Below are 12,890 nucleotides of genomic sequence, written 5' to 3' on the forward strand. Positions count from 1 at the left end.
GCAAGGTCTTTCCATTTAGAGGAATATTGGGACATAAAAGCTCGTCCACCTGGGGTCATTAATACGCCGCCCTCTCCGCGAACAGCTTCGCTGATCAGGAATTTCGTCACTCCTGGCATATGCATTGCAGTGGGGTGAAATTGGACGTATTCAGCATTTGCGACTCGTGCTCCAGCCCGATAAGCCATCGCTAATCCATCGCCACGGGCGCCACTTGGATTGGTAGTATTGAGGAAGATTTGTCCCAAACCGCCAGAGGCCAGAATGGTATTATTGGCCAGGACGCGTGAGATCTTGTGGTTTTTCTGATTAAAGACGTAGGCTCCATGACAGGCAGGATGCTGATAAATGGCAAGGGGATTTCGGGCGTGGTGGGGGAAGGTGATCAGGTCGATCGCAGTTTGCCCGGTGAGAATATTGACGTTGGGTTGCTCATCCAGTTTTTGGAGCAATGCACGCATGATCGCTTTGCCGGTAAAATCACCGACATGCAGAATGCGCCGCCGCGAATGAGCCGCCTCGAGGCCGTAGACCAGCCCGCCACTCTCTTTTTCGTCGAATGAGACGCCAACCTGTTCAATGAGTATTTTCTGAAGGAGTTCAGGCCCATCCTTTGCCAGGATTTCAACGGCCTCGGGAAAGCAGATCCCATCCCCGGCGTTGAGGATATCCTCCCTGAGCATATCGGAAGAATCTTCCTGCCCGCGCCCGACGATACCCCCCTGGGCATATTGCGAATTGCTTTCAATCGGTCTTTGTGCACTGGTAATGAGCGTGATCTGGCGTTGAGAGTCTGCGCTCAGGCGCAAGGCAGCGCTTGCTCCGGCGATGCCGCTACCGATGATGAGGACGTCTGTTTGCATATGTAGTACCCGATTGGGTGAAGGACGAGTTTTTAACGCGCCACTCTTCGACTACGTTCATCGCTACCGCTCTGAACTCCGCTCAGAGGCTGGGGGGTTCCTGTCTATCCAATTTCAATCATGCGCTGGACTGCGCGCTCGGCGCGAATGCGAATATCTTCAGGGATTTCGATTACATAGCGCATATTTTGTAAAGAATCCAGCGTGTCTTCAAGGGTAATTTCGTTCATATGCGGGCAGCGTACGCGACATAAGCCAAGCATATTTTTATCTGGGTTAGCAGCAGCGATATTGTCACCCATGGCACATTCGGTCAGCAATAAATATTGAGGCGCATTGCTCTCTTCCACGTAGCGGATCATGGCTGTCGTGCTGCTGGCAAAGTCGGAGGCGGCTACCACTTCCGGGCTGCATTCGGGATGGGCAAGAATCGCCACGTCGGGATATTGGGCGCGGATATCTTCGATATCCTTCACAGTAAATTGTTCGTGCACCTCGCAGCGTCCATGCCAACCGATCAACTGAACATCCAGGAGAGAATCGTTCGCCCTCTTTGTGCGTGTGGGGAAAATAATATGCTTGCCCGTCTCCTTGGCGACATTCCCTGCGAGATATTCATCCGGCAGGAAGATGACGGTATCAGTATTTAAGGATTCTACGACTGCCTTGGCATTAGCTGATGTACAGCAAATATCACTTTCGGCTTTCACATCGGCATAGGTGTTGACATAGGTCACCACTGGCACACCGGGAAAGCGTTCCCGTAAATCGCGGACATCCTGTGCCGTAATACTTTCTGCCAGCGAGCAGCCAGCCTTTTTTGCAGGAAGGAGCACCGTCTTTTTGGGGTTAAGGATTTTGGCAGTTTCGGCCATAAAACGCACTCCGCAAAAGACGATGATATCTTTGTCGGTTTCAGCAGCGATGCGACTCAGTCCCAAAGAATCTCCGACATGATCGGGGATCGAGTGAAAGAGGGCTGCCTCCATATAATTATGCCCGAGAATGACAGCATTCTTTTCAATCTTGAGTTTGTTGATTTCCCAGGCGATCTCGGCCTTGATAAATATTTCTGGTTCAGGAACGACATTTTTGAGCTTCTCTTGCATTTCCTGATAAAAAGTTTCAAAGGTCATTAGGTTCTCCAATAAAAGGAATAGTTGCGATTTACGCGACCATCCGCATGCTGATATCAAAAACTGGTACGGAATGTGTCAATGCGCCAACCGAGATAAAATCCACACCTGTTTGAGCAATCCCGCGGACAGTTTCCAGGGATACGTTTCCGGAGGCCTCCAATTGGACTCGGCCTTTTGTGATCTCGACTGCCTGGCGCATCATATCCAGGGACATATTATCAAGCATGATCCGTTCCGGCAATAGCGAAAGGGCTTCATTTAATTCATCCAGATCTTTGACCTCCACCTCGATGAGGTAGCGCGTGCCATACTGCTGACGTACGCCTGCTACCGCTTCCGCGATTCCGCCTGCGCCGTCGATATGGTTATCTTTGATGAGGATCATATCATGTAAACCCATCCGATGATTTTCGCCTCCGCCCATCAGGACCGCATATTTATCGATCACACGCAGCCCGGGCGCTGTCTTGCGTGTATCCAGGATGGTTGCATTTGTTCCAGCGACTGTATCCACATATTTTCTTGTCAGCGTTGCAATGCCAGAAATACGCCCTACAAAGTTTAGTGCAGTCCGCTCGGCAGCCAACATCCCTACGCCTGGGCCAGAAAGTTCGGCCAGAACCGTTCCAGGTTCTACCTGCTGACCATCCTGAACATTTGCAGAGAATTCAATTTTTGGATCTACAAATTTGAAAATGACAGCGGCCAGATCCAGCCCAGCGATGATGCCGCTCGCTTTCGCGGTGATCTTGCCATGTAAAATCACATCTGCATCGAGAGTGGCTGCGCTGGTTATATCCTTTGATGCGAGCTGTGCCCGATTAATTTCGAGATCCCCATCGGCCGATAAATCTTCTGCCAGCGCCAATTCCACAGTCTGTACAACGGAAAAATGCCGGAGCGGTTTGGGTAGATGTGAGTAAATCTTATTATCTAGAGAATTATTGTTCATGAGGACATTATCTTGGAAATAGAATAAAAAAGTGACCGTGATTTCTCACAGTCACCTGGTTTTTTATCTAGCGCTTCAGAGCACCCCAGCCAGCGTACTCGGCAGTATCGCCAAGCTCGGATTCTATTCGCAAGAGCTGGTTATATTTTGCCACGCGGTCAGAACGGGCGGGTGCGCCGGTTTTGATCTGACCGGTGTTCAGGGCCACAGCCAGATCGGCGATGGTTGCGTCTTCGGTTTCTCCGGAGCGGTGAGAAGTGACTGCATTCCATCCGGCGCGGTGGCACATTTCTACAGCCTGGAAGGTTTCAGTCAACGTTCCAATTTGATTGACTTTTACCAGGAGGGCATTGGCGGCTTTCTCGTCGATACCGCGTTGGACGCGCTCTGGGTTGGTTACCAAAAGATCGTCACCGACGATCTGGATCTTGTCGCCCATTTCGGCGGTCATCAACTGAAAGCCCTTCCAATCATCCTCGGCAAGGCCGTCTTCGATTGAAACAATGGGGTATTGATCGACCCAGGTTTTCCAGTAGGCTACCATTTCTTCGCTGGAAAGTTTCTTTCCTTCTGTACGCAAATTATAGAGACCATCTTCGTAGAATTCAGAGGCGGCCGGGTCAAGGGCGATTCCGATCTCTTCACCGGCCTTATAGCCAGCTTTCTCAATCGCTTCGAGAATTACTTCCACGGCTTCAGCATTGGCTTTCAACGCCGGGGCATAGCCGCCCTCGTCTCCGACCAAGGTTGCATAACCGCGCGCTTTCAAAACAGATTTCAAGGCGTGGTAGATTTCCGCTCCCCAGCGCAACCCCTCCGAAAAACTTGGCGCACCGAGAGGCATGACCATGAATTCCTGGGCATCTGTCGATTGCCAGGCAGTGTGTGCGCCGCCATTTAGTATATTCATCATCGGAGTAGGGAGCAGATGGGCATGGACCCCACCGAGATAACGGTACAGGGGCAGACCCAGTGAATTTGCGGCAGCTTTCGCGGTGGCAAGACTCACCCCAAGGATCGCGTTCGCGCCGAGCCGCGCTTTATTGGGTGTTCCGTCCAATTCGATCAGGGCCTGGTCAATTTCGCGTTGTTCGGAGGCATCCCATCCAAAGAAAGAATCGGCGATCTCTTCATTCACATTTGCGACGGCGTTGGCAACACCTTTACCTAGATAGCGATCTTTATCGCCATCGCGCATTTCAAGGGCTTCGTGCGTGCCAGTGGAAGCGCCCGAAGGAACAGCGGCGCGCCCCCAGGCACCATCAGCGAGTACAACCTCAACCTCAACAGTCGGGTTACCGCGCGAATCAAGAATTTCAAGGGCAGAGATATCAACAATCGTAGTATCCATTTGCTTCTCCAAGCGTTAATTAATATGTGTTATCTTCAAAATTTGCATCGCAAGTATAACCCTTTTTATTTGTTCTGGAGGTTTGTTTGCCAGTTTTAAATTCCCCAAATATCGATCCCCGTGAAAAGCAAAGATTCCAATTTGTAGCCACGCCCTTTCGGGTGGGATTGGTGTTTACCCTCAAGAATATTTTTCGTATTTTTATGGATTTGAAAATCGAGGGTAAGGGTAATTTCCCGCAGGAGGGGCCTGTAATCGTTGCCGCAAATCATGTCACCAATTTTGATGTTTTCCCCATGCAGCTCAGTCTGCCCCGCCCGATTTTCTATATGGCAAAATCGGAATTATTCAAAAATCCGATCATGGATATCGCGCTGAGAAATGTGGGTGCCTTTCCCGTTCATCGGCAGGGGAAGGATCTTTGGGCACTGAAACACGCCAAAAAGACGCTCTCTCACGAGCAGACTTTAGGCATGTTTCCGGAGGGGACGCGTTCACGAGGCGAGGGGCTTGGTCTCGCCAAAACAGGAACTGCCCGCCTCGCGATGGAGGCAAATGTCCCGATCATGCCGATGGCTATCATAGGTAGCAATAAATTCTTCAGGGAGTTCCCCAGGAGGAATCAGGTCACGGTGATATTTTGCCCACCCATACTTCCGCAAGAAGGCGATGATGCTCTTGCCCTGACGGACAGGATCATGTTTTCTATTGCGGCCAATCTCCCACCAGAGATGCGTGGAGTTTATGCCGAGATGCCGGAAGGGTTTGGAACCCCTCTGTGATCCCCCCCGCCAGCGAGGGGGATGGCTCGTTTACGAGTTGGGGGTGATTATCTGCCAGCTTTCTTTTTTGTCGCCTTTACAAAGCCTAGAAAAAGTGGATGTGGTCTCATGGGGCGTGACAAAAATTCAGGGTGAAATTGGCTCCCGACCATAAAGGGATGGTCGGCAATTTCTGAAATTTCGACCAATTTATTATCCGGTGAAACGCCCGAGAAGACCATCCCCTTTTTCTCAAACTCGTCACGATAAGCATTGTTAAACTCAAACCGGTGACGGTGACGCTCTTCGACCTGCTTTACGCCATATGCCTCGGCTGCTTTTGAGCCTTTTTTCAATACGCAAGGATATAAACCGAGGCGCATTGTGCCCCCCATATCGGTAATATCACGCTGATCCAGCATCAGATCAATGACCGGATCTTTTGTATTCAGGTCAAATTCTGTCGAGTTGGCATTTTCGTAATCAAGAATATTACGGGCAAATTCTATGCACATCAACTGCATGCCGAGGCATAATCCCAAATAGGGAATTTTATTTTCGCGGGCATAATTGGCGGCAAGGATCTTGCCTTCGATACCGCGCGTACCAAAGCCGCCCGGAACGATGATTCCATCTGCGGACTTGAGCGCATCCAAGCGTTTACCCTTTTCAAGATCGGCAGAATGGATCCATTCGATTTCTGATTCAACCCCGAGGGAGATGGAGGCGTGACGTAAAGACTCCCGGACCGACATATAGGCATCCTGCAATTCAACATATTTCCCAACCAACGCAATTTTTATGGTTGGCTTGTCTTTCTTTACTTTTTCGACCAGCTTTTTCCATTCTCCGAGCTTTGGCGTTTTACTTGCTTTTAGTCCAAGTTTTTCGATAACAAAGTCTGCGACGCCAGTTTTTTCCAGTAATAGAGGCACCTCGTATAATGTCTTGGTGGTGGTCATTGGGACAACAGCGCGTTTTTCCACATCGCAAAAGAGGGCGATTTTATCAACCAGCTCTTGCTCCATAGGATGATCGGAACGGGCGATGATCATATTTGGTGAGATACCAATCCCGCGTAATTCGGCGACAGAATGTTGGGTGGGCTTCGTTTTCAATTCTCCGGTTGCACCGATATGGGGCAGCCAGGTCACATGAACAAAAAAGAGATTTTCCCTGCCGATCTCACGGTTCATTTGACGCATAGCTTCCATAAAGGGCTGTGATTCGATATCGCCGACTGTTCCGCCGACCTCGACCAGGACGATCTCTGCCCCAGTCGTTTTCGCGACAAGCCCGATCCGGCGTTTGATCTCGTTGGTGATATGGGGGATGACCTGAATCGTCCCGCCGAGATAATCGCCGCGTCGTTCCTTGGAGATCACCTCGGCATAAACCTGCCCTGAAGTGAAGTTGCTGACCTGGGTCAGGGGTGTATCAATAAAACGTTCATAATGCCCAAGATCCAGATCTGTTTCGGCGCCATCATTGAGGACGAAGACCTCGCCATGCTGGTAGGGGGACATCGTCCCCGGATCAACGTTGATGTAGGGATCGAGCTTCTGGACCGAGACTTTGAATCCGCGTTCCTTCAGCAGCAAGCCCAATGCCGCGGCTGTAACGCCTTTTCCTACTGAGCTGACAACGCCGCCTGTAAAAAATATATATTTTGGTGTCATAATTTCCTCGTAATTTTACAAAAAAGATGCGGGGAGGGCCGCTGATCGGCTCCTCCCCGCATGGGGTTTATTTTGGAGTGAGAATGAGATGGGTTTTTCATCCCACCAACTTTGTAAGAGTTTCGGCAGCACGCCGCATTTCAAGGAGGATCAGTCCAAGTTTTGCTTTTTTGCGTGCCATCGCGGTGAGGACTGCTTCTTCGCCAATGGCGGTCAGGATGATAAAACCATTGTCGCCTCTGATATAAACCTGGTCAAGACCGCCGCGGCCGAGCTCTCCGGCGATGCGTTCTCCAAGGCTAAGCATGGCAGCAGACATGGCTGAAACACGGTCTTCCTCGACTTCGTCAGGTAAAGCGGAAGCTATAATGAGTCCGTCTACAGAAACGACCGCCGATGCTTCGATATCGGGGGCGGCTGACTGCATTTCGCGTAGACTTTCAACCATTTGTTCGCTGATAGATTTGCTCATCCGAGAGGAGCCTCCATTGCTTCGGGCGTGTTTATATTTCGGAATGAGTTTACCATAAAATCAAATCATCAGAGCTTGCCCAATCATTTATTTTCTTGATATATTCCATTTTAACAGGTCATATTAAATTTTTCAGGATCTTCACTCAAGCAGGAGTGTGTCGCACCCTCTTCGATAAAAAGGATATTCACTAAAGGCAGTTGATTTAATTGGAGTAAAACGTCCCTCAGGTTCCCATGATTCATGTACTTGAAAAACATAAACCTGCGGGACGCTCAAAGCATATTGGCTGCTTTGTGTTAAACTTAGCCGTTGTAAAAAAGAAGAGTAAATAATATGACTGACACCTATCTGATCGTTGGCCTGGGAAATCCGGGTCGTGACTACCGCGAAAATCGCCATAATATTGGCTTTATGTTGATCGATCGTTTGGCTATCCGTCTGGATGCCAAAATGACGCGTTTGCAATCAAAAGCCTTGGTGGGTATAGCCCGTCATCAAGATACCAAAGTGATCCTAGCCAAACCACAGACCTTTATGAATCTCTCTGGGCAGGCGGTGCAGGGGTTGGCTCGATTTTATAAATTGCCCTTCTCAAATTTGCTGATTGCCCACGACGATCTGGATTTGCCATTTGGCACAATTCGTTTGCGCCCGGATGGCGGGGCGGGTGGACAAAAAGGGATCAAATCGACAATCGAACAGCTTGGCACGCCGGATTTCCCCCGTTTACGCCTGGGGATTGGGCGCCCGCCCGGACGGATGGATCCGGCCGCCTATGTGCTCCAAAACTTCTCCATAGGGGATGAAATGCTTCTTTCAGAGACTCTTGATCGTGCCGCAGATGCAGCCTTCAAATTCATTGATGAGGGGATTGATGAGGCGATGAACGAGTTTAATGGCAATACTGCTTAAAGTTCAGCTGTCAGCTCCTGGGCGGAGCGATGACCAACGGGAAGAGTGCAGTCGAAGGACGAGTTATTAAAAATACGCTCTTCGCCCTTTCGAGTACAAGTCGTCTACAGTTTCGCTACGCTTCACTTCCGCTCAGAGACTGACTTGTTTTCCAACTTTCAAACCTGTAACTTTCTAACCAGCTTTCTTTGCCGCTTCCTTCTGCTTTCTTTTCTGTTCCTGCTTTCGGCGCCGATTCTCTTCCATTTTTTCGCTCGCGCGCGCTTTCTCGATCCTGGCCCATGTATCACGCAGGGTGACAGTGCGATTGAAGATCAAATTCCCATCGGTCGTATCGGGATCGACGACAAAATATCCCAGCCTTTCGAACTGGAAGCGGTCACCGGGACGCGCGCCTTTCAGGCCTGGTTCCAATTTGCAGCCTTTTACGGTCTCAAGCGAATCGGCGTTAAGATAGTCTGTAAAATCCTTCCCCTCCTCAGCGGACATCGGGTTGGGGACAGTGAAGAGCCGGTCATAAATGCGGACTTCGGCATCAATTGCATCTTCTGCCGAGATCCAGTGAATGGTACCGCGGACCTTGCGTCCATCCGGGGCGTAGCCGCCCTTTGTCTCAGGGTCATAGGTGCAGTGGACTTCCGTTACCTCGCCAGACTCGTCTTTAACAAAATCGGTCGCCGTGACAAAATATCCATAACGGAGGCGAACCTCACGTCCGGGGGCGAGCCGGAAATATTTATTTGGGGGATCCTCACTGAAATCGCTTTTTTCAATATAGAATTCCCGCGAGAAGGGAATTTGTCGCGTTCCAGCTGATTCATCCTCCGGATTATTGGTCGCCTCCAGAATCTCAGTTTGCCCCTCAGGATAATTGGTGATGACGACCTTGAGCGGATCGAGGACAGCCATCCGCCGTTCGGCGCGCTTATTCAGATCCTGACGGATATGGTGCTCAAGCAAGCCCACATCAGCAGTGCTGTTCTTTTTGGCGACCCCGGTTGCCTCGACAAAGGCGCGGATCGCTTCTGGCGTGTAGCCACGGCGTCTGTAGGCGGTCAGGGTCGGCATGCGGGGATCATCCCAGCCTTTGACCAGACCTTCCTTGACCAATTTGACCAGCCGGCGTTTGCTCATCACTGTATATGTCAGACCCAGGCGGGCAAATTCGATCTGACGGGTTTTAAAGATCCCCAATTCTTCCAGGAACCATTCGTAAAGGGGGCGGTGATCTTCGTATTCAAGCGAGCAGAGCGAGTGGGTGATCCTCTCAATGGAATCGCTCTGACCATGGGCAAAATCATACATCGGGTAGATGCACCATTTATCGCCGGTGCGGTGATGGGGTGGATTATGCAGGATGCGGTAGAGGACAGGGTCGCGCATATTCATATTCCCGGATTCCATATCGATCCTGGTGCGCAGCACGACCGAGCCATCCGCAAATTCGCCCTCCTTCATGGCCTTAAATAGTTCCAGGTTTTCTTCAATGGGACGATCGCGGTAGGGGCTGTTAACGCCAGGCTTGGTGAGGGAGCCTCGATTTTTACGGACTTCATCCTGTGTTTGCTCATCAACGTAGGCTTTGCCTTTTTTAATTAACTCAATTGCATATTCATAAAGCTGGTCAAAGTAGTCGGAGGCGTAAAATTCATTTTTCCATTCGTAACCCAGCCAGCGGATATCTTCCTTGATCGCATCCACATATTCCACGTCTTCTTTGGTGGGGTTGGTATCATCAAAGCGCAGGTTACAGAATCCGCCATTTTCCTCGGCGATGCTGAAATCGATGATAATGGCGCGGGCATGCCCGATATGCAGGTAGCCATTCGGCTCTGGCGGGAAGCGGGTGGCAATGCTGCTAAAGCGTCCGGATGCCAAATCTTCGGCGACGGCTTCGCGGATAAAATGGGAGGTTTTGTTAATCTCTTCTGTCATGATGGATAAATCCTTGATCTATAGAATAAGCGTGGGCGAATTATAACAAAGAAGAAGGCTATGAGTGTCTTTTGCTGGACGTATTATGGGGGGCATGGTAAAATCTTGCCGCTGAAATGGGGGCTCGTCTAATGGTAGGACAGCTGTCTCTGGAACAGTAAGTAGAGGTTCGAATCCTTTGCCCCCAGCACATAAAAGGCTCCCAATCGGGAGCCTTTTGGGTTTGGGTAGTCGTTTTTCAACATCTAAAACCATCTCACAGACCTTGACGCGGTACAATTTACTTCAATTGATTTTAGGATGAATTAATTCTTAGGAGAATAGAAATGAGCGGTATAACCAAAACCATCCCCCAAAAAGACGGTATCGAAGCTGTTGAGGCCCTTTATGATGGACGCGCAGGGGAATTTGAATTTCACATGGCGGGAAAACCATCACGCCTGAATGTCGGCGATTATGTCTACACAATCTGGTAGGATATGGTAGTGGGACGCTGCCAGATCACCCGGATTGAATTTGGGGCTGTTAACCCCTCATCCGGGAAAGCCCGCAGCCTGATCTTTGTAAAAACTCCCGGGGAAAAGGCCGAAAAGCCGTATCCAGGTAAGGGCCACCGCGGCACCCGATATTATGATGGAGAAGGTTGGGGAAGCTAGGATACCGCTCGAACAGGTCGTAGCCTTTGAATCCTTTACCACCGGCATGGAGATTAAGTATAGTCGAAGGAAAAAATGACTCCCATTCGGGAGCCATTTGGATTAACAGATGGACATAATTGCTTTTAATCAATAACTTTGGTAATTTCTGATTTCAATTGTGTCAAATCACGTTGGAGTATTTCCCAGACGATTTGTAATTTGACTTGATCGTAACCGTGAACAATGATATTTCTTGTGCCGATCATGGAAGCCCAAGGGATTTTATGAAATTTCTCCTGAAACGCTTCTGAGATTTGATTGGCCGCCTCACCAATAACGATCAGATTATATAAAATGGCATCCTGGGTTTTATGATCTGCGATGAATTCTTCGTAGCTGAAAAGAGCGTAGGATTCAATCGCTATTATCGCATCAAGGATATCGTGCAGCCTTTTATTATCTTTCATAAAGCAACTGCTTCTGCCTGCACGGATTGAACAAAGTTTTTATCTTCAATTTTTGGTAGGGTAAAGGTTGGAATGACATCAACCTGAACCCCGAGGAGCTTTTGGGCTTCGAATTGAAATGCGCCAACCCCAAAAGCGGATGCGCCAGTTTCCATCTCAACGAGGAGATCAAGATCGCTGATTTCACTGCTTTCCCCACGCGCTACAGAACCAAAGACGTAGACTTTAGCAATCCCATGTCTGGCAGCAATTTGATAAAGCTGCCCTCTAATTTTCTTCAATTCATTTAGATGCATGACAAACCTCACAGGAATTATAATACAAAGAGTGTTGATTTGAATCCTTTGCCACCAGCACCTGTCCTGCCGTCTCGCCCTCTTTTCTCGCGGCATGAAGGATGTGGAAATATGATTACCAATAACCTTTAGGGCAGTCAGAATGCCTAAGACTACACTACCTATGCTTAAAATCAAGTAAAAATTATCTGCCCCTTTCTCACCCAATATCTTCTCAACCGTTTGTACTTTATGGTGGTTGTTTACCCATTCCCAACGTTGAAATCGACCCAGAGCGATAAATATACCTAATAATATTAAACCAACCCCACCAATAACATGACCTTCCAGCATGAAGACCTCCTGAAAAAAAGTTTTGTTCGCCGCAATACCTTCTCGGTCGATCATCTTTGCTTAGAATCAGGTTTCTGAGAACAGGCAGCCTCACCATATTTTTTCTATTTTACCTATACCTTCCCAACAGGGGCCATATAAACCGAAAATTCTTTTTCGCCGTCTATGTTTAGAACCTTATCCATTATTTTTCGGTTAAAAGCCCCCACCGCACAGGTTCCCGCCCCGATCGCCCCACAGGCGGTATATAGGTTTTGGCAGACATGCCCGGCGTCAATCGCGACCAGCTTGGGGCCTGCTGGGCCATACCGCCATTCTGTTCGGTAGGGGGTTGCTGTCCAGATAAAGACCACCGAACTCTCGGCGATAAAATAATAATCCTCCCCAGCATGAGGTGCATTCTGCATCAAGGAGCCCTCGTTCACTTGTTGAGCGATCTCAGGATCTATTCTCTCAAGCACCAGTTTGTGGTCTATGGGAAGGTAGCGATAAAGCCCTGCGTCAAATCCACCCACCCGGTGGATGCTGAGGTATGTCTCGAAGGGGTGGCGGTTGCCGCCAGAGGGTACATTGCGACGATAATAGGTGATTCCATCGATCATATCCACCTCCCTGACACCCTGGGTTGCCCACAACAGAAAAGACAGTTCTTCCAAGGAGAGCGTTTCAGTTTTAAAGTGGCGATGACTGAGACGCCCGCGGATCACGTCTATCGCCGGAGTGTTGCCGATCTTAAAATCTTCTGGGGGGATCAGGTTGAAGGTTTGGGCATCTGCTGGACAGGGTTTTTGCACATCTGGCCGTGTCAGGCCCTGTTGTTGGTCGGTATTGAATTCGTCGAAATCATCTGCCCATTCATCCCCTTTAAGCAGTTGATGATATATCTCCATTGATTTTTCGTGATTCATTTTTCCTCCGCCTGGATTTGAATTAAATAGTATTGTGGACAACCACCCTATTTTACACCAGACAAGAAAAACAAATCTAGAAAATAACTCGTCTCCCGGAGAAGGAATATTATGGCAACCACTATAGACTCCACTGCAAAAAGGTAGATTGCCCCTCCTCAAAAGGGCAAAAGTTTAATAT

Annotated in this window: 13 protein-coding genes and 1 tRNA gene; 4 read left to right on the forward strand and 10 right to left on the reverse strand. The window is 49.2% G+C overall.

What is annotated here, in order from left to right:
- The 4 genes from AC3DOM_RS04535 to eno form a co-directional block, all read right to left on the reverse strand.
- Nucleotides 1-863 (reverse strand): FAD-dependent oxidoreductase (locus AC3DOM_RS04535; RefSeq protein WP_487917837.1); only part of this gene is annotated, 863 nt, incomplete at its 3' end.
- Nucleotides 864-967: 104 nt separating this feature from the next.
- Nucleotides 968-1,999, reverse strand: a complete 1,032-nt coding sequence (nadA, locus tag AC3DOM_RS04540) for a quinolinate synthase NadA (protein WP_487917838.1) — start codon at nt 1,997-1,999, stop codon at nt 968-970.
- Nucleotides 2,000-2,030: 31 nt separating this feature from the next.
- On the reverse strand, nt 2,031-2,954 hold the full coding sequence (gene nadC / locus AC3DOM_RS04545; protein WP_487917839.1) for a carboxylating nicotinate-nucleotide diphosphorylase: 924 nt from the start codon (nt 2,952-2,954) through the stop codon (nt 2,031-2,033).
- Between the two features lie 67 nt (nt 2,955-3,021).
- Nucleotides 3,022-4,305: a phosphopyruvate hydratase gene (gene eno / locus AC3DOM_RS04550; protein WP_487917840.1), complete on the reverse strand. Its 1,284-nt coding sequence runs from the start codon at nt 4,303-4,305 to the stop codon at nt 3,022-3,024.
- An 86-nt stretch (nt 4,306-4,391) separates the two neighbouring features.
- Between eno and AC3DOM_RS04555 the strand changes: the two genes are divergently transcribed.
- A complete protein-coding gene (locus AC3DOM_RS04555; RefSeq protein WP_487917841.1) occupies nt 4,392-5,087 on the forward strand; it encodes a lysophospholipid acyltransferase family protein in 696 nt (231 codons plus the stop codon).
- Nucleotides 5,088-5,134: 47 nt separating this feature from the next.
- Here AC3DOM_RS04555 and pyrG read toward each other — a convergent pair whose 3' ends face one another.
- Together pyrG and AC3DOM_RS04565 are read right to left on the reverse strand one after the other, a co-directional pair.
- On the reverse strand, nt 5,135-6,745 hold the full coding sequence (gene pyrG, locus AC3DOM_RS04560; RefSeq protein ID WP_487917842.1) for a CTP synthase: 1,611 nt from the start codon (nt 6,743-6,745) through the stop codon (nt 5,135-5,137).
- Between the two features lie 97 nt (nt 6,746-6,842).
- Nucleotides 6,843-7,217: a roadblock/LC7 domain-containing protein gene (locus AC3DOM_RS04565; protein WP_487917843.1), complete on the reverse strand. Its 375-nt coding sequence runs from the start codon at nt 7,215-7,217 to the stop codon at nt 6,843-6,845.
- A gap of 336 nt (nt 7,218-7,553) precedes the next feature.
- On the opposite strand from AC3DOM_RS04565, the gene pth reads away from it, so the two are divergent.
- Nucleotides 7,554-8,132: an aminoacyl-tRNA hydrolase gene (gene pth, locus AC3DOM_RS04570; protein WP_487917844.1), complete on the forward strand. Its 579-nt coding sequence runs from the start codon at nt 7,554-7,556 to the stop codon at nt 8,130-8,132.
- A gap of 174 nt (nt 8,133-8,306) precedes the next feature.
- On the opposite strand, the gene AC3DOM_RS04575 is transcribed toward pth, so the two are convergent.
- Nucleotides 8,307-10,067 carry a glutamine--tRNA ligase/YqeY domain fusion protein gene (locus AC3DOM_RS04575; protein WP_487917845.1) on the reverse strand — a complete coding sequence of 587 codons (1,761 nt, stop codon included), beginning with the start codon at nt 10,065-10,067 and terminating at the stop codon, nt 8,307-8,309.
- A 117-nt stretch (nt 10,068-10,184) separates the two neighbouring features.
- Between AC3DOM_RS04575 and AC3DOM_RS04580 the strand changes: the two genes are divergently transcribed.
- A tRNA-Gln gene (locus AC3DOM_RS04580) sits at nt 10,185-10,255 on the forward strand.
- Between the two features lie 138 nt (nt 10,256-10,393).
- Entirely contained in the window at nt 10,394-10,543 is a 150-nt protein-coding gene (locus AC3DOM_RS04585) for a hypothetical protein (protein ID WP_487917846.1), read from the forward strand.
- 305 nt (nt 10,544-10,848) lie between these two features.
- Here AC3DOM_RS04585 and AC3DOM_RS04590 read toward each other — a convergent pair whose 3' ends face one another.
- Genes AC3DOM_RS04590 through AC3DOM_RS04600 form a run of 3 tightly spaced genes read right to left on the reverse strand, consistent with a single transcriptional unit; the run spans nt 10,849 to nt 12,709 of the window.
- The gene (locus AC3DOM_RS04590; protein WP_487917847.1) at nt 10,849-11,172 is read right to left on the reverse strand and encodes a HepT-like ribonuclease domain-containing protein; all 324 of its coding nucleotides are present in this window, start codon (nt 11,170-11,172) and stop codon (nt 10,849-10,851) included.
- On the reverse strand, nt 11,169-11,855 hold the full coding sequence (locus tag AC3DOM_RS04595; protein WP_487917848.1) for a nucleotidyltransferase family protein: 687 nt from the start codon (nt 11,853-11,855) through the stop codon (nt 11,169-11,171). Before AC3DOM_RS04595 ends, AC3DOM_RS04590 begins: the two co-directional genes overlap by 4 nt.
- Nucleotides 11,856-11,914: 59 nt before the next feature.
- Nucleotides 11,915-12,709, reverse strand: a complete 795-nt coding sequence (locus tag AC3DOM_RS04600; protein WP_487917849.1) for a SagB/ThcOx family dehydrogenase — start codon at nt 12,707-12,709, stop codon at nt 11,915-11,917.
- Nucleotides 12,710-12,890: the final 181 nt, after the last annotated feature.

It is taken from the genome of Candidatus Desulfolinea nitratireducens (genome assembly GCF_982879505.1).